Raw genomic sequence first — 15,943 nt, 5'->3', positions numbered from 1 at the left:
ATGAACATACACCGCGACTTCGATCATCTCTGGCGCGACCGCTGTGATACCTCGAGCCAACGCAGCCCACGCGTGTTGATCCGGGTGTTCGTGGCCCCGGGCCAGCTGGAGCAGAGCGTGGCTTTCTACGAGCAGTTGCAGGGCGTCGTGGCCGATGCGGGCTTCCCGTTTCCCGATGCCGGCCTGCGCCTGGCGATGGTCGGAGCCTTCCTGCTGATCGAAGGGTGCGAGGAAGCGCTGGCCCCCTTCACTTCGACCACCGGGACGCTGCTGGTCGACGACGTGCGGCCCTATCACGACCGACTGGTCGCGGCGGGGGCCGAAATCATCTTCCCGCTGCAGGTGGTGCCGACCGGTGCGGCGTTCAACGCAGTGCATCCCGATGGCACGGTGGTCGAGTACGTGCATCACCGCCCCGACCCGCACGGGCGCTGAGGGTACGCACGGCCGGACCGCGCCCGGCACCCGCCGAGGCAACGGCCAATGCAACAGCAGAAGCAAAAGCTGGGCTCCTGTGGGGTGGCGGGGTGGGTCCGGTTGCGGGGGACGGCGCAAGTACGTCCATGTAGCCTCGGTCGCGCCATCCATGGCGCTCACGCCCCCGCAACCGGACCCACCCCGCCTTCGACAATTCGCCGCAATCTGCAGTAGATCCACGCCATGCGTGGATGCTCTTCGATCAATCGTCGAATTAATCGATTTCGATGTAGATTCATCCACGCATGGCGTGGATCTACAATTCCTCCATGTCCTCTCCCGCCCTGCCCTGGAATGGCACGCTGCTGCTGGATGCCCACGTGGCCGTGCTGCAGGGCCATGCCGGTGGCAGCGCTGCGCATGCGCACTACGCCCATCAACTGCTGCTGAGCGACGGTGCAGCGTGGCAGGTCGAGGTCGATGGCGTGCGGCAGCAGGGTCAACGCCTGTGGCTGCCTTCCTTCCAGTCGCATGCCATCCTGTCGGCACCACAGGACGGTTGCACGGTATTTCTTGAGCCCGCGCATGCCGATCCCACACAGATCCAGCGGTATCTGCACGCTCTGCCGGGCAACGCGGTGGCACTGCAGGACTGGCTGCCACGACTGAGCCATCCGCAGCCGCTGGATCGACGCGTGCAGGCGGCACTGGCCCGTATCACCCACTACCTGCCTGGCCCGGTGCCGGCCGCCGATATCGCCGAAGCGGCCCACCTGTCGACCAGCCAGCTGCATCGGCGCTTCCAGTCAGACCTGTCGGTGACCCTGCGCGGCTGGGTACTGTGGCAACGACTGCGCAATGCGCTCGCGCATCATCTGCGTGGACACAGCCTGACCGACAGCGCCCACGCGGCCGGGTTCGCCGACCTGGCCCATCTGTCACGCAACCTGCACCGCATGTTCGGCATCGGTGCCGCGCAGTTGCAGGGCCTGCAGCTGCGCGCGACCTGACATGCGGGATCATCCGCGCCTGCGCAACCCTTCGGGCAGCTCCGGTACCTCGCCATGTGGCAGCTCACGGAACGGTGCCAGCAGCTGCCTGGGATAATCGCGCGGATAATCCGGCTGGCTGCCGATGCCCAGATCGCGTTGCCGTAGCCGATAGCCCGGTGCATCGAAGGCGGTTCCCAGCAGATGATCCCAGACGGTCAGGAACAGGCCGAAGTTGACGTCGCCGGCGGTGCCGTAGCGCATGTGGTGGAAACGGTGCAGCGGCGCCCACGCCATCACCCGGCCCAGCACACCGGGGCGCATGTCCACGTTGGAATGCTGCAACAGCAGCTGGATGGCAATGGCAAACGCCAGCACCGCCGCCACCGGCATCGGCAGGCCCAGCACCAGCAGCGGCAGCACACCGCCCACTGCTTCGGCCGCCTGGTGCAGCGGGTGTTTCATCAGGCCGTTGAAGCCGTACATGCGGGTGACGCTGTGGTGCACCGCATGCAGCCGCCACAGCCAGCCGATGCGATGGCTGGCGTAGTGCACCAGGGTGATGCCGAGATCGGCGCAGACGATGGCCAGCAGCACCTGCAGCGCGAAGGGCCACTGCACCGGCCAAGCCTGCCATGGAATGATCGCCGCCAGCAGCGGCACCGCGGCGATCGACAGCAGGTTCAGGCTTTCGTTGACCAGCGCATGCAGGGTGTCACGCAGGCTGTCGCCCTGGTCGTGGTTGAACGCAGGGTCGTAGGGCCACGCACGTTCGGCGCCGAACGAAACCGCGATGGCGACCAGCAGCAAGGCCAGCAGCCACAGCGGATCACCATGCAGGTGGCCCACCCAGGCGATGGCGGTGGCAACGAACCCGAGCAGGAACAACGGGGCATACAGGCGGAGGATCCAGTGCTTCATGGACAACCCGAAACGTGAGGGGCCTACATGCTGGCGCGATGCGACGGTTGCCGGCTTGAACAAACGGCGCAACCCGGCACGCGCCTGCTGGATGCCCATCCTGATCGGCACCGTCATTCCAGCATCCACGCATGGCGTGGATCTACAATGGCGCCCTCATCGCGCCCGGGACCGGCATGGACTCCTTCAACCTGATGCGTGCCTTCCGCCGCATCGTCGAACGTGGCGGCCTGGCCCGTGCCGCCGAAGACCTGGGCATGTCGCCAGCCGGGCTGAGCAAGCAGCTGCGCACGCTGGAGACCCACCTGGGCGTGGTGCTGCTGCAGCGGACCACGCGCCGCATGAGCCTGACCGAAACCGGCCATGCCTATTACCGTGAGTGCTGCCGCCTGCTCGACGAGCTGGACGCGCTGGAACGTGGCATCGCCGAACAGCGTGGCGAAGTGGCCGGGCGCCTGCGCGTCAATGCGCCGCAGTCGTTCGCGCTGAGCACGCTGTCGCCGCTGCTGCCGCGTTTCCTGCAGCAGCATCCGCAGCTGTCGCTGGACCTGGTGATGGAAGACCGCCTGCTCGATGCGGTCGGCGAAGGCTTCGATGTGTCGCTGCGGCTGCGCGCCGAGCTGGACGACTCGCGACTGGTGGCGCGCCGGCTGGCCTCGCTGCAGCAGGTGCTGTGCGCGGCCCCGTCCTACCTGCAGCAGCATCCGGTACCGCAGGCGGTGGACGATCTGCAGGCGCACAGCGTGCTGGCCTACAGCCTGCCCGATTCACCGGGCAGCTGGCCGCTGCTTGGCCCCGATGGCCAGGTGACGATCACCCTGCCGGCACGCGTCACCGTCAACAACAGCCTGATGCTGCGCGATCTGCTGGTGGCCGGCATGGGCATCGGCGCCCTGCCCTCGTTCCTTGCAGCGCCGTCACTGGCCCGCGGCGAACTGCAGCAGGTGCTGCCCGACCACCGCTATCCACCGCGCTTCGTGCATGCGGTCTACCCCACCTCGCGGCACCTGCAGCCCAAGGTGCGTGCCTTCATCGATTTCCTGCACGCCGAGCTGCCCGCCTGCGCCGGCCTGGATTCGTAACCGCCAGCGAAAACTGAGCTGCCCGTGGCGTGCTGTTTCAGCCACGCCGCGCTGCCTACTCTGCCGCCTCCCCTCTCACCGATGGCAGGCCGATGTCTTCCGCTTCTTCCCCCACCGCTGCAGCGCCAGTGGTCGATTTCTTCCACGACGTGGTCTGCGGCTGGTGCTTCGTGCTGGCCCCGCGCCTGCAGCAGGTCTCGGCCGAACTCGGCATCCAGGTGCGCCACCGCAGCTTCGTGCTGCAGGACTCGCGCGCGCAGATGGTCGAGGTATTCGGCTCGATGGAGCGTGCCAAGGCGATCATCCTGCGCCACTGGACCGACTGCGCCGCGCATGAAGACAGCGCGCGCATCGATATCGAAGGCATGCGTGCACAGGACTTCGAATATCCCTCCGGCTGGCTGGGCGCATTGGCCTGCCAGGCCGCCGGCATGCTTGGCGGCAATGAGGCCCACGGCGTGATGTTCGATGCCGTGCAGTGGGCGCACCTGCACCAGCACCGCAACATCGGCGATGCCGAAGTGCTGCTGGACATCGCCGAAGCGCTCGGCCACCCGCGTGGTGCCTTCGCTGACCACATGCGCAGCGACGCAGTACGCCAGCGCGTGCAGGCCGACCGCGCCGAAGCCGCTGCGCTCGGCATCCGTTCCATTCCCACCGTGATCGGCGGCAACGGCCTGCGCCTGCAGACCCTGCCGCTGCCGCACCTGCGCCAGGCCCTGGCGCCGCTGGTCGCGGCCTGAGCCGCACCATTCCCCCCTGCAAGGAGATTCCCCATGACCCCACGTACCCTGGCCACCGCATTGGCCCTGCTGCTGGCCGGCACCGCTGCTTCCACCACGGTGTCCGCACACGAACGCGTTCCTTCCGGCCAGCAGGTCGGCACCAGTCCCTGGGGGCCGAAGGACGAGATCGGCCGCCTCAACCTGATCACCGAGGCCTCGCGCGCAGCGATCCTGTCGCGGGTCAGCGGCGGCAAGGCCTATGACCTGGCCACCGAGTACTACGTCGGCATGCCCAGCTGGCAGGACGCCGGCGACCCGCACTACCAGTTCTGGATGACCCACACCCCGCGCGGCACGGTGATGGACGACCCGATGGGCGTGGGCGAGACCATGAACCTCACCCGCAGCTACACTGGCACGGCGTTCTCGATGTACAGCCACACTGGCACCCACATCGATGCGCTGAACCACTTCGGTATCCACGGAAAGATCTGGAACGGCTTCGAGGCCGACAAGCACCTCGGCGATCGTGGCTGGAATGTCACCGGCATCGAGAAATTCCCGCCGCTGATCGCGCGTGGCGTACTGATCGACGTGGCCGGTGCCAAGGGCGTGGACATGCTGCCGGACAGCTACCGCGTCACCCGCCAGGACCTGAAGGATGCGCTGGCACGCCAGCAGGTGAAGCTGCAGCAGGGTGACATCGTGCTGATCCGCACCGGCCGCATGCGCCTGTTCGAACAGCCCAGGGCGTACATGGCCAACCCGCCGGGCATGGGCCTGGACGCCGCACGCTTCCTGGTCGAAGACAGCGGCGCGATGATCGTCGGCGCCGACAACCTCAGCTTCGAGACCTTCCCTTCGGAAGTTTCCGATGACTACGTGCCGCTGCACACCTACCTGCTGGCCCAGCAGGGCGCACCGATCATCGAACTGGTGGCGCTGGACGAACTGGCCCGCGACAAGGTCTACGAGTTCGCCTTCATCGGTGGTCCGTTGAAGATCCGCGGTGGCGATGCCGCGCCGCTGCGCCCGGTGGCGCTGCCGGTCCGCCCTTAACCGGGGCCTGTGGGTGCCGACCTTGGTCGGCACTCCTTTCCCCCTTCAGCAACCTGAAACCCGACCCTCCAATTTCATTAGTAATTCTACTTACAACGCGAGTAGCATGTCCGGTCTCAGCCCCTGATACCGGCCTGTCGATACTCGCTCCATGCCCGCCGTTTCCTCCCATTCCTGTCGCCCCCAGCCCGCCCGGCGCCTCCCCTGGAGGACCGGCTGATGGGCGCCGTCGTCGCCCTCGACCGACTGCTGGATGGCCGCCAGCTGTGGCGCGGCCCGGCCCGCCAAGGGCCCGCCAGCGACCACCTGGCCAGCGGCCACCCGGCACTGGATGCACGCCTGCCCGGCGGTGGCTGGCCGGCCAGCGGGCTGTGCGAGGTGCTGCAGGCAGCCCCCGGCGTGGGCGAGCTGGCGCTGGTCTGGCCAGCGCTGGCGAAGCTGAGCCAGCGCGGACGCCCGATCGTGCTGGTCGCGCCCCCGTACCGCCCGCATGCGCCGGCCTGGGCGGCGGCCGGGCTGGACCTGGCCCAGCTGCAGATCATCCACGCCGCGCCGAAGCAGGCGCTGTGGGCGGCCGAGCAGTGCCTGCGCTCGGCCGCCTGCGCCGCGGTGCTGTGCTGGCCACAGCAGGCCGACGACCGCGCCCTGCGCCGGCTGCAGGTCGCCGCCGACAGCGGCCAGTGCCTGGGCTTCGTGTTCCGCGAGGCGCAGGCAGCGCGCAACCCCTCCCCGGCCAGCCTGCGCCTGCAGCTCGACCACGGCCAGGTGCGAGTACTGAAATGCCGTGGCGGCCTGCCGCCGGCGCAGCCGTTGCCCCTGGCCATCAGCCACTGAGGCCGCGCCGTGAACTGGGCCTGCCTGTTGTTGCCGCAGTTGGCGCTGGACAGCGTGCTGCGCCAGCAGCCGGACCCGCAGCGGCCGCTGGTGCTGCTGCAGGGTCCGGCACAACGCCGCGTGCTGCGTGCGGTCAGCCCGGCCGCACGGGCAGCCGGGCTGCGCCCGGGCATGCTGCTGTCGGCCGCGCAGGTGCTGGTGCAGGACATGCATCTGCACGACTACGACCCGAACGCCGAACAGCACACCCGGCAGCTGCTGGCCAGCTGGGCCTATGCCTACAGTTCGCAGGTCAGCCTCGATTTTCCGCATGCGCTGGTGCTGGAGATCGGCGCCAGCCGTGCCCTGTTCGGTGACTGGCTGACCATCGAGAAACGCCTGCGCGGTGAACTGCACGAACTGGGTTTCCGCCATCGCCTGGTGGCCGCGCCCACGCCGCATGCCGCGCGCGTGCTGGCCAACGTGCACGATGGCCTCGGCATCGATGCGGAGCAGCTGCCGGCGGTACTCGCACAGCTGCCGTTGCCGCGCTGCGGGCTGACCAGCGAAGCAGTGACCGTGCTGGGCCGCTCCGGCCTGCGCACGCTGGGTGCGGTGCTCGCGCTGCCGCGCGACAGCCTGGCCCGGCGCTTCGCCCCCGACGTGCTGCAGCAGCTGGACGCGTTGCGCGGCCTGCCCACCGCACCACTGCGCTACTACCAGCCTCCCGACCGTTTCGATGCGCGCATCGAATTCGAATACGAGATCGAATCCAGCCAGGCCCTGCTGTTCCCGCTGCGTCGCCTGCTGCTGGACCTCGCCGCCTTCCTGTGCTCCCGCGATGGTGGCGTGCAGCGCTTCGACCTGCATTTCGAGCACGACCTGCTGCCACCCAGCGTGCTGACCATCGGCCTGCTGGCGCCGGAGCGTGATCCCGCGCTGCTGTTCGAAATCGCGCGCAACCGCATGGAGGCCTTCGCCCTGCCCGCCGGCAGCCGCGCACTGCGCCTGCAGGCCGAGCAGCTGCCGCCCTTCGTGCCCGCCGCGCGCGACCTGTTCGATACCCGGCCGGCGCAGGCGATGCCCTGGACCCAGCTGCGCGAGCGCCTGCGTGCGCGGTTGGGCGATGACGCCGTGCAGCCACTGGCGGTGCAGGCCGACCATCGCCCCGAACGCGCCAGTGGTACCCAGCCGGCGGTCAAACCGCCGTCGTACTGGCCGCTACGCCCGGGCTGGCTGCTGGATACGCCGCAACCGCTGCGTGATCCACGCCTGCGCATCGTCGCTGGGCCTGAGCGGATCGAATCGGGCTGGTGGGACCAGTCCGACGCACGGCGCGACTACTACGTGGTGGAAACCGCGCATGGCCAGCGTGGCTGGGCCTTCCGCACACGCAACGATCCGCATGCACCGTGGATGCTGCACGGCTGGTTCGGCTGAGCCGCCATGCACAGCGAACTGCCCGGCTACGCCGAACTGCACTGCCTGTCGGCGTTCAGTTTCCAGCGCGGCGCCTCGATTGCCGAAGAGCTGTTCGCGCGCGCCGCCGGCCAGGGCTACCGGGCGCTGGCGATCACCGACGAGTGCTCGCTGGCCGGCATCGTGCGCGCCTGGCAGGCGGCGAAGACGCATGGCGTGGCACTGATCGTCGGCGCCGAATTCCAGGTCGAGGACGGGCCGAAGCTGGCGCTGCTGTGCACCGACCAGACCGCCTATGCCGGACTGTGCCAGTTGATCACCACCTGCCGGCGACGCGCGGCCAAGGGCGAATACCGTTGCCTGCGCGACGACCTGCTCGGCCTGCCCGACGGGCTGCTCTGCCTGTGGCTGGACCGGCAGCCGGCCGCTACCGATCTGGAGCTGCTGCGCACCGGCTTCAATGATCGCCTGTGGCTGGCGGTGGAGCTGCACCACGAGCATGACGACGCGCATCGCCTGCAGCTGCTGCAGGCCTTCGGCGAGCGCCATCGCTTGCCGCTGGTCGCCAGTGGTGATGTGCACATGCACGTACGCCGCCGCCGCGCCCTGCAGGACACGCTGACCGCGATCCGCCACCGCTGCAGCGTGGCCGAAGCCGGCTGGCGCCTGTTCCCCAACGGCGAGCGCCATCTGCGCCCGCGCACCGCACTGGCCCAGCTGTATCCGCGCGAACTGCTGGCCGAAACCCTGCGCATCGCCGAACGCTGCCACTTCACCCTGGAGCAGCTGCAGTACACCTATCCGCGCGAGCTGGTGCCGGAAGGGCATGACCCGGACAGCTGGCTGCGCGTGCTGGTCGAGCGTGGCATTCCCTGGCGTTGGAAGAACGGCATCGAACCGGCGCAGCGCAAGCAGATCGAACACGAACTGGCGCTGATCCGGCAGAAGAACTACGCCTCCTACTTCCTCACCGTGCAGGACATCGTGCGCTTCGCGCGCAGCAAGGACATCCTCTGCCAGGGCCGTGGCTCGGCGGCCAACTCGGCGGTGTGCTTCGTGCTGGGCGTGACCGAGATCGACCCTGCACGCAGCAATCTGTTGTTCGAGCGGTTCATCTCCGCCGAGCGCGACGAACCACCGGATATCGACATCGACTTCGAGCACGAGCGCCGCGAGGAAGTGCTGCAGTACGTGTTCAATCGCTATGGGCGTGAACGTGCTGCATTGACTGCGGTGGCGATCAGTTACCGTGGCCGCAGCGCGATCCGCGATGTGGCCCGTGCGCTCGGCCTGCCGATGGACCAGGTCAACGAACTGGGGGCAGCGATGGATCACTGGGGCGGCCACGTGCCGTTGCCGGAGACCCTGCGCGAACGCGGCTTCGATCCGGAGACCCCGCTGATGCGCCGGCTGCTGTCACTGACCGCCGAGCTGATCGACTTCCCACGCCACCTGTCGCAGCACCCGGGCGGTTTCGTGATTTCCGAGCATCCGCTGTCGACCCTGGTGCCGGTCGAGAACGCGGCGATGGCCGACCGCACCGTCATCCAGTGGGACAAGGACGATCTGGATGCCACCGGCCTGATGAAAGTCGACTGCCTGGCACTGGGCATGCTCACCGCCATCCGCAAATGCCTGGCGATGCTGCAGCAGCATGGCCTGCACAGTGGGCGCATGGATGCGATCGAGGATGACGACACACCCACCTACGACATGATCAGCGCCGCCGATACCATCGGCGTGTTCCAGATCGAGTCGCGTGCGCAGATGGCGATGCTGCCACGCATGCAGCCGCGCAACTTCTACGACCTGGTGATCGAAGTGGCGATCGTGCGCCCCGGCCCGATCCAGGGCGACATGGTGCACCCCTACCTGGAGCGGCGCCGCCTGCTGCGCGAACAGGGTCCAGAGGCGTTGGACAACCTGGAGGAGCCGCTGTACCCGCCGCAGCTGGAGCGCGTTTTCGCGCGCACCCTGGGCGTGCCGCTGTTCCAGGAACAGGTGATGCAGCTGGCGGTGGATGCAGCCGGCTACACCCCGGGTGAGGCCGATGCCCTGCGCCGCTCGATGGCCGCGTGGAAACGTCGTGGCGGCCTGGAACCGCATCGCGAAAAACTGCTGGCCGGGATGCTGAAGAACGGCTTCAGCCGCGAGTACGGCGAGCACCTGTTCGAACAGATCAAGGGTTTCGGCGATTATGGCTTCCCGGAAAGCCACGCCGCCAGCTTCGCCCTGCTGACCTATGCCAGCTGCTGGCTGAAGTGCCACCACCCGGCCGCGTTCACCGCCAGCCTGATCAACAGCCAGCCGCTGGGCTTCTACAGCCCCGACCAGCTGCTGCAGGACGCGCGCCGGCATGGCATCCGCGTGCTGCCGCTGGACGTGCGCCACAGCGACTGGGACTGCACGCTGGATATCAGCAAGGGCGCGACCGCGATCCGGCTCGGCCTGCGCCTGATTGATGGCTGCAACGAACCTGCCGTGCAGGCCATCATGCGCGAGCGCGCGCGACGCCCCTTCGATGACGTGGGGGACCTGTGCCAGCGCACCGCGCTGGACCGTCGCCAACAGGGCCTGCTGGCCGATGCCGGCGCATTGCGTGGGCTCAGCGGCCATCGCCATCGTGCGCGCTGGGACATCTCCGGCGTGGAAAACCGGCTGCCGCTGTTCGACCACGCCCGCGCCACCGCCGAGGCCCGCGTGCCGTTGCCGCTGCCCAGCGCCTGGGAAGACATGCAGGCCGACTACCGCAGCACCGGCACCACGCTAGGCCGCCACCCGATCTCGTTCCTGCGCGCACAGCTGCGCACTCGTGGCTGCCTGGACGCCGCGCAACTGGCGGCTCACGGCCATGGCCGCCGCGTGCGCATCGCCGGCCTGGTACGCATGCGTCAGCGTCCGCAGACCGCCAGTGGCGTGACCTTCCTCACCCTTGAGGACGAAACCGGCATGGTCAACGCGGTGGTCTGGCGCCACCTCGCCGATCGCCAGCACCGGGTGCTGGTTGATACCCAGCTGATGCAGATCGACGGCCGCCTGGAGCGCGTCGATGGCGTGCAGCATGTCATCGTGCAGCGCATGCACTGCCTGGATGAACTGCTGCAGGGACTGCGCAGCCACAGCCGCGATTTCCACTGACGATACACAACGTCACACAACGAACTGGCCATTGCCGGTCCGCATCCGCTATCGTCGGCACATCCAAGGAAGGACGACACGATGCCCCGTGCACTGCTGCTGACCACGCTGGTGGTCGCCACCCTCGCCCTGCTGGTTTCCGGCTGGACTGCCTGGAGCCTGCATCGCAGCCAATCGCCACAGCGCATCATCGAAGCACGCGGGCTGGTCATCCACGATGAAAGCGGACAACCACGGGTGATCCTCGGCGCACCGGTTCCCGATCCTCTCAGCCAGGGCCGCTCCCAGGGGCCGCGTGCGACCGCCCTGTCAGGCCTGATCCTGCTCGGCCCGGACGGCTCCGAACGCGGTGGCTATGGCACCAGCGACCGCGGCGGCGAGGCCCTGCTGACCCTGGACGATGCCACCGGCACCACTGAAGTGTTCAAGGTGGTGGCCAACCCGGACCGCGGCGCCAGCCTGATGGTCAAGCACCAGAACAATACCGGCGCCATGCTCACCTCCTGGCAGGGCAAGCCGGAACTGATGTTCGTCGATGACAGCGGCCAGTCCTACTACGTGCGCCCGGGTGCCAACGCCGCGCCCTGATCTGCTTTTGTAGCGTCGAGCTTGCTCGACTTTGCTTCACCTTTGTAGAGTCGAGCTTGCTCGACTTTGCTTCACCTTTGTAGAGTCGAGCTTGCTCGACTGTTGTTGGCACGAGCAGTCGAGCAAGCTCGACTCTACAGTCCAAACACCGCCGCCAGATCATCGGCCAGCTGCCGCTGCTGCACCTGTCCCAGCGCCGCGCAGGTGATGCGCAGGCCATGCCCGGGCGCCGCCACCGCGAATACCTCGCCCGCGCGCACATGCCATCCGCGCGACGCCAGTGCCAGCACCTGCGGATGGCTGTCGGCCGGCAGTGGCAGCCACAGGTTCAATCCTTCCATCGGCTGCGGCGTCGCCACGCCACGTGCACGCAGCAGTTCCTGCAGCGACTGCAGGCGCTGCTGGTAACGCTCGCCTGCCGACGCGATCTTCGCCCGCTGCGACGCCGAGCCCAGCACCGAGGTCGCCGCATCCTGCAGAAGGTGGCTGACCCAGCCCGTGCCCGAGGCCAACCGCAGCCGCAACCGCGCCGCAGTTTCCTCATCACAGCCCAACCAGGCCAGCCGAAGGTCAGGGCCGAGCGGCTTGGACAGCGAGCGCAACAGTGCCCAGCGCCGGCCATCGAGCGGCAGTACCGAGTGATAGGTCTGCTGCGAGAGCAGCGCGTAGTGATCGTCGATCAGCACTGCCACCTGCGGATAGTGGGCAAGCAGCTGCCGCAGTGCCCGTGCGCGCTTCGCATCCAGGCTGGCCCCGGTCGGATTGTGCGCACGCGGGGTCAGCAGCACCGCGCGTGCGCCGGCCTCCAGCGCGGCACGCAGCGATTCGACCTGCATGCCATGCGCATCCACCGCCACCGGCAACGGCGCATGGCCTACCGCGTTGAGTACGTTGAGGCTGCCGAGGAAACATGGATCTTCCACCGCGATGCGATCACCCGGCAGCAGCCAGGCCGCCAGCAGGCGCTCGATGCCATCGACCGCGCCATGGGTCAGCTCCAGCTCGTAACCCTCGGGGCAATCCGCATCCAGCGAGGCCCGTGCCAGCGCCTGCAACCGCGGGTCGACCGTGCCCACCCCATACAACCGTGGCGCCGCTGGAGCCAGTCGCAGGTTCGGCAGCAGGCGCGGATCCGGGTTGCCACCGGCCAGGTCATGCAGGGCCACTCCAGGCGTACTGCCTTCGCGTGCCATTGCCGGCGGCAAGCCACGCACCACCGTGCCGCGCCGACCCGCGGTACTGGCCAGTCCTGCCGCGTCCAGCCGTTTGTACGCTGCGGCCACGGTGTTGCGGTTCACCCCCAGCTGCTCGGCCAGCTCACGCACCGGCGGCAGCACGCTGCCGGCCGGCAGGCGGCCCTTGCCGATACCGTCGCGGATGTTGTCGAAGATCGACTCGGCGCTATGCCCGGTGATTTTCATTTTGTCCTATGCCAAAATAAATCTTGTCCTGTGCCAGTGTATCCCACCCTGGCCATTCCGCACTGGAGGTGCCCGCATGCCCCTTGCCGCCGCCGACTGGCCGATGGCCCAGTCTGTTGAACAGATCGCCGCCAACCTGGCCACGGTGCGCCAGCGTATCGCCGACGCCTGCATCCGCGCTGGCCGTGATCCGGCCAGCGTGCGCCTGCTGCCGGTCAGCAAGACCGTCGATGACGCCCGCATCCGCATGGCCGTGGCCGCTGGCTGCCACGAACTGGGCGAGAACAAGGTCCAGGAGGCACAACGCAAGGCCGAGGCCATGGCCGACCTGGGCGTGCACTGGTCGGTGATCGGCCACCTGCAGACCAACAAGGCGCGCTACGTGGCGCGCTTCGCCAGCGAGTTCCAGGCGCTGGACAGCCTGCGCGTGGCCGAGACCCTGCAACAGCGCCTGCAGCTGGAAGACCGCACGCTGGATGTATTCGTACAGGTCAACACCTCGGCCGAACCCAGCAAGTACGGACTCGAACCCGACGCGGTGGAGGACTTCGTGCAGCAGCTGCCGGCCTTCGATCGTCTGCGCGTGCGCGGCCTGATGACCCTGGCCGTGTTCACCCCGGAGGTCGAGCGCGTGCGCGCCTGCTTCGTGCGCCTGCGCCAACTGCGCGACCAGCTGCAGCACTCCGCGCCCGCCGGTATCGACCTCTCGCAGCTGTCGATGGGCATGTCCGGTGACTTCGAAGTGGCCATCGAGGAAGGCGCCACCGTGGTCCGCGTCGGACAGGCCATCTTCGGCGCCCGCGCCACCCCGGACAGTTTCTACTGGCCCAACAGCGGAGCACCGGCATGAAGCACGCGGTGGTCCTGCAGCACGTTGCCTTCGAGGATCTCGGCACCCTGAAACCGCTGCTGCTGGCGCAGGGCTGGCAGCTGAAGGTGCTGCAGGCCGGTGTCGATGCGCTCGGTGATGCCGAAGCGGCCGACCTGCTGGTCGTGCTGGGCGGCCCGATCAGTGCCAATGACACAGAAACCTATCCCTTCGTCACCGACAGCATCGCCCTGCTGCAGCGTCGCCTGCAGCAGCAGCGGCCAACCCTGGGCATCTGCCTCGGCGCGCAGCTGATGGCGCGTGCGCTCGGCGCCAGCGTCGTTGCCAGTGGCGGCAAGGAGATCGGTTTCGCGCCACTGCTGCTCACCGATGACGGCCAGCGCTCGCCCCTGCAGGCCCTGCAGGGCATTCCGGTACTGCATTGGCACGGTGAAGGCTTCGAACTCCCGCCCGGCGCACGCCGCCTGGCCAGCACGCCCGCCTGCCGCCACCAGGCATTTGCCATCGGTCACCACGCGCTGGGCCTGCAATGCCATCCGGAGCTGGACGCGCGCCAGTTCGAACGCTGGCTGATCGGCCACACCCTGGAACTGGCCCAGGCCGGCATCGACCCGAACGACCTGCGCGCGCAGGCGCGCCGCTACGGTGCGCCACTGGCAGCCGCCGCCACCGCGATGTTCGATCACTGGCTGCAGGACCTGCCGGAGATGCCACGATGAATTACCGGTTGCAGGTCTACCGCCACGGCGCCTACTGGGGCCACTTCGACTGCAGCGGGCCCGACGCCCTGCAGCGCCTGGACGCCATCGCGGCGCAGCTGCCTGCCGAGCAGGGCTTCCTGCTGAAGCGGCAGAAAGGTGTCGGCGAGGAGCGCATCCTGTCCAGCAACGCTGACGGCCTGCGCGTGCTCGCCGCGCAGATCCAGTACCGCGACCTCTGACCCGTTTGGGGGCATGCCGGCCAACGGCTGGCGGGTCCATCGCTGGCTGATGGCCACCCATTTATGCAAATGATTCTCTTTTGCTGTAAGGTGCTGCCGCTGCCCTTGCCGCCGCGGGCTGTTCCCTTTCCCAGTTGTCGCCCGCCCCGTGTCCACGCCTGTCGAACCGACGGATGTCGCGCAGCTGTGCGCGGCCCATTACCGGCCGCTGCACGCCCATGTCCGTCGCAAACTCCCGCAACGCAGCGATGCCGATGACGTCGTCCAGGAAACCTGGCTGCGTATCGTCAAGGTCGCCGCCAGCGGCCTGCTGAACAATGGCCGCGCCTATCTGTATCGCGTTGCCCACAACCTGATCGCCGACCACTACCGGCAGCGCCAGCGCCGGCGCGAAGAGGCGCTGGATGACACCCAGCTGCATGCCATCGCCGATCCCGCACCGCTGCCGGACCAGCGCCTGCTCGACGCCGAACAACTGCGTCATCTCGATGCGATCATCGCCGCGCTGCCACCACGCTCGCGCCAGGTGTTCCTGCTCGCCCGTGTCGAGCAGATGGCCCTGGCCGAGATCGGGCGCCAGCTCGGCATCAGCCGGCAGACCGCGCACGGCCATCTGCTGCGCGCCCTGGTCGCCCTGCAGCAGGTGCCGGGCGCATGAGCCAGGACACCATCGCACGCGAAGCCGCCCGCTGGTGGCTGGACGGGCACGACGGCGACCGCGATGAGAACGCGTTCAACCAGTGGTGCCAGGCCGATCCGCGCCATGCCGTGCAGTACCAGCATCTGCAGCAGTTGTGGCAGGCCGGGGCGAACACCCCCAGCCTGCAGCGCCAGCAGCAGCGCAGACGGCGCCGCCACCTGGGTGAAGCCGGTATTGCGGTGCTGCTGCTGTGCGCGCTTGGCCTTTACAGCCGCCCTGCCGCGACGCCGGCCGCGCAGGTGCTGCGCACCGCCGCTGGCGAAATCCGCGACGAAGCGCTGCCGGACGGTTCGCATGTCCTGCTGTCGCCGGGCAGCGAAGTGCATGCGCGCGTTGATGGGCAACATCGCCAGCTGCAGCTGCAACGCGGCCAGGCCTGGTTCAAGGTCGCCGCCGACCCGCGCCGGCCCTTCCAGGTGCATACGCCGCACGGCACCGTCACCGCGCTGGGTACCGCCTTCGACCTCGCCGTGCAGGGCACCAGCAGCGTGGTCACGGTCACCGAGCATCGCGTCCGCGTGGAAGGCGGCAGCGGCAACCTGCAGGCCGTCGAAGGGCAGCAGCTGCGCTTCGACGGCCTGACCTTGACCCTCCCCCACGCCACCGATGCAGGTGCATTGGCCTGGCGCGAGCGTCGTCTGCACTGGGTGTCCGCTCCGCTCGCCGAAGTGACCCAGGGCCTGGACCGCTGGCATGGCGGGCACACCTGGATTGTCGGCGCGCGACTGCGCCAGCAACCGGTCACCCTGCTGGGCAGTGCCGACGGCGCAGCCAACAACCGCGATCAACTGGCCACGCAGCTGCACGTGCGCGTGCTGCGCCTTGGCGCGGGCGTGCAGGTCTGGTTGCCGCCGCGCAGGGAACATCCTGATGCACCCTGACATCGGGCCTGCGGCTGCGTC

The 15,943-nt window shown here is 68.4% G+C and carries 16 protein-coding genes; 14 read left to right on the top strand and 2 right to left on the bottom strand.

Translation table 11 applies throughout. The features are described from left to right. Both SSKA14_RS11205 and SSKA14_RS11200 read left to right on the top strand, forming a co-directional pair. A complete protein-coding gene (locus tag SSKA14_RS11205; RefSeq protein WP_040007487.1) occupies positions 1-435 on the top strand; it encodes a glyoxalase/bleomycin resistance/dioxygenase family protein in 435 nt (144 codons plus the stop codon). A 311-nt stretch (positions 436-746) separates the two neighbouring features. Continuing rightward, positions 747-1,427, top strand: coding sequence for a helix-turn-helix domain-containing protein (locus tag SSKA14_RS11200; protein WP_232281379.1), 681 nt, complete (start codon positions 747-749; stop codon positions 1,425-1,427). A gap of 9 nt (positions 1,428-1,436) precedes the next feature. Here the strand turns inward: SSKA14_RS11200 and SSKA14_RS11195 are convergent, their stop codons facing one another. After that, entirely contained in the window at positions 1,437-2,327 is an 891-nt protein-coding gene (locus SSKA14_RS11195; protein WP_040009571.1) for a sterol desaturase family protein, read from the bottom strand. Between the two features lie 131 nt (positions 2,328-2,458). Between SSKA14_RS11195 and SSKA14_RS11190 the strand changes: the two genes are divergently transcribed. The 7 genes from SSKA14_RS11190 (at position 2,459) to SSKA14_RS11160 (ending at position 11,151) form a co-directional block, all read left to right on the top strand. Further along, positions 2,459-3,409, top strand: coding sequence for a LysR family transcriptional regulator (locus SSKA14_RS11190; RefSeq protein WP_008265296.1), 951 nt, complete (start codon positions 2,459-2,461; stop codon positions 3,407-3,409). Positions 3,410-3,501: 92 nt separating this feature from the next. Next, positions 3,502-4,152: a DsbA family protein gene (locus tag SSKA14_RS11185; protein ID WP_008264454.1), complete on the top strand. Its 651-nt coding sequence runs from the start codon at positions 3,502-3,504 to the stop codon at positions 4,150-4,152. A 33-nt stretch (positions 4,153-4,185) separates the two neighbouring features. Continuing rightward, positions 4,186-5,193 carry a cyclase family protein gene (locus tag SSKA14_RS11180; protein ID WP_008266828.1) on the top strand — a complete coding sequence of 336 codons (1,008 nt, stop codon included), beginning with the start codon at positions 4,186-4,188 and terminating at the stop codon, positions 5,191-5,193. A gap of 219 nt (positions 5,194-5,412) precedes the next feature. After that, positions 5,413-6,027 (top strand): translesion DNA synthesis-associated protein ImuA, encoded by a 615-nt coding sequence (gene imuA / locus SSKA14_RS11175; RefSeq protein WP_008265413.1) that lies wholly within the window; start codon positions 5,413-5,415, stop codon positions 6,025-6,027. Positions 6,028-6,036: 9 nt separating this feature from the next. Continuing rightward, positions 6,037-7,446 carry a DNA polymerase Y family protein gene (locus SSKA14_RS11170; RefSeq protein ID WP_008268000.1) on the top strand — a complete coding sequence of 470 codons (1,410 nt, stop codon included), beginning with the start codon at positions 6,037-6,039 and terminating at the stop codon, positions 7,444-7,446. 6 nt (positions 7,447-7,452) lie between these two features. After that, positions 7,453-10,563 carry an error-prone DNA polymerase gene (locus tag SSKA14_RS11165; protein ID WP_008266854.1) on the top strand — a complete coding sequence of 1,037 codons (3,111 nt, stop codon included), beginning with the start codon at positions 7,453-7,455 and terminating at the stop codon, positions 10,561-10,563. An 81-nt stretch (positions 10,564-10,644) separates the two neighbouring features. Then, positions 10,645-11,151, top strand: coding sequence for a hypothetical protein (locus tag SSKA14_RS11160; RefSeq protein WP_008268804.1), 507 nt, complete (start codon positions 10,645-10,647; stop codon positions 11,149-11,151). 134 nt (positions 11,152-11,285) lie between these two features. Here SSKA14_RS11160 and ptsJ read toward each other — a convergent pair whose 3' ends face one another. Further along, positions 11,286-12,572: a transcriptional regulator PtsJ gene (gene ptsJ / locus SSKA14_RS11155; protein WP_008266867.1), complete on the bottom strand. Its 1,287-nt coding sequence runs from the start codon at positions 12,570-12,572 to the stop codon at positions 11,286-11,288. Between the two features lie 76 nt (positions 12,573-12,648). On the opposite strand from ptsJ, the gene SSKA14_RS11150 reads away from it, so the two are divergent. The 5 genes from SSKA14_RS11150 (at position 12,649) to SSKA14_RS11130 (ending at position 15,922) form a co-directional block, all read left to right on the top strand. Next, entirely contained in the window at positions 12,649-13,422 is a 774-nt protein-coding gene (locus SSKA14_RS11150; protein WP_008268164.1) for a YggS family pyridoxal phosphate-dependent enzyme, read from the top strand. Beyond that, positions 13,419-14,120: a glutamine amidotransferase gene (locus tag SSKA14_RS11145; protein ID WP_008264552.1), complete on the top strand. Its 702-nt coding sequence runs from the start codon at positions 13,419-13,421 to the stop codon at positions 14,118-14,120. Before SSKA14_RS11150 ends, SSKA14_RS11145 begins: the two co-directional genes overlap by 4 nt. Next, a complete protein-coding gene (locus tag SSKA14_RS11140; protein WP_040007484.1) occupies positions 14,117-14,341 on the top strand; it encodes a hypothetical protein in 225 nt (74 codons plus the stop codon). Before SSKA14_RS11145 ends, SSKA14_RS11140 begins: the two co-directional genes overlap by 4 nt. 148 nt (positions 14,342-14,489) lie before the next feature. Further along, on the top strand, positions 14,490-14,999 hold the full coding sequence (locus SSKA14_RS11135; RefSeq protein WP_008264711.1) for a sigma-70 family RNA polymerase sigma factor: 510 nt from the start codon (positions 14,490-14,492) through the stop codon (positions 14,997-14,999). Next, a complete protein-coding gene (locus SSKA14_RS11130; RefSeq protein WP_008268180.1) occupies positions 14,996-15,922 on the top strand; it encodes a FecR domain-containing protein in 927 nt (308 codons plus the stop codon). The genes SSKA14_RS11135 and SSKA14_RS11130 overlap by 4 nt, the downstream gene beginning before the upstream one ends. Positions 15,923-15,943 lie beyond the last annotated feature (21 nt).

Source organism: Stenotrophomonas sp. SKA14 (assembly GCF_000158575.1).
Classification (GTDB): domain Bacteria; phylum Pseudomonadota; class Gammaproteobacteria; order Xanthomonadales; family Xanthomonadaceae; genus Stenotrophomonas; species Stenotrophomonas forensis.
This window is presented reverse-complemented; position numbering and strand designations above follow the sequence as displayed.

Bases quoted from the DNA above. Each gene is read 5' to 3' on its own strand.
- SSKA14_RS11195 (WP_040009571.1), bottom strand. From the start codon at position 2,327: ATGAAGCACTGGATCCTCCGCCTGTATGCCCCGTTGTTCCTGCTCGGG.
- SSKA14_RS11145 (WP_008264552.1), top strand. From the start codon at position 13,419: ATGAAGCACGCGGTGGTCCTGCAGCACGTTGCCTTCGAGGATCTCGGC.
- SSKA14_RS11150 (WP_008268164.1), top strand. From the start codon at position 12,649: ATGCCCCTTGCCGCCGCCGACTGGCCGATGGCCCAGTCTGTTGAACAG.
- SSKA14_RS11165 (WP_008266854.1), top strand. From the start codon at position 7,453: ATGCACAGCGAACTGCCCGGCTACGCCGAACTGCACTGCCTGTCGGCG.
- SSKA14_RS11190 (WP_008265296.1), top strand. From the start codon at position 2,459: ATGGCGTGGATCTACAATGGCGCCCTCATCGCGCCCGGGACCGGCATG.
- SSKA14_RS11160 (WP_008268804.1), top strand. From the start codon at position 10,645: ATGCCCCGTGCACTGCTGCTGACCACGCTGGTGGTCGCCACCCTCGCC.
- imuA (WP_008265413.1), top strand. From the start codon at position 5,413: ATGGGCGCCGTCGTCGCCCTCGACCGACTGCTGGATGGCCGCCAGCTG.
- SSKA14_RS11185 (WP_008264454.1), top strand. From the start codon at position 3,502: ATGTCTTCCGCTTCTTCCCCCACCGCTGCAGCGCCAGTGGTCGATTTC.
- SSKA14_RS11200 (WP_232281379.1), top strand. From the start codon at position 747: ATGTCCTCTCCCGCCCTGCCCTGGAATGGCACGCTGCTGCTGGATGCC.
- SSKA14_RS11180 (WP_008266828.1), top strand. From the start codon at position 4,186: ATGACCCCACGTACCCTGGCCACCGCATTGGCCCTGCTGCTGGCCGGC.
- SSKA14_RS11205 (WP_040007487.1), top strand. From the start codon at position 1: ATGAACATACACCGCGACTTCGATCATCTCTGGCGCGACCGCTGTGAT.
- ptsJ (WP_008266867.1), bottom strand. From the start codon at position 12,572: ATGAAAATCACCGGGCATAGCGCCGAGTCGATCTTCGACAACATCCGC.
- SSKA14_RS11140 (WP_040007484.1), top strand. From the start codon at position 14,117: ATGAATTACCGGTTGCAGGTCTACCGCCACGGCGCCTACTGGGGCCAC.
- SSKA14_RS11130 (WP_008268180.1), top strand. From the start codon at position 14,996: ATGAGCCAGGACACCATCGCACGCGAAGCCGCCCGCTGGTGGCTGGAC.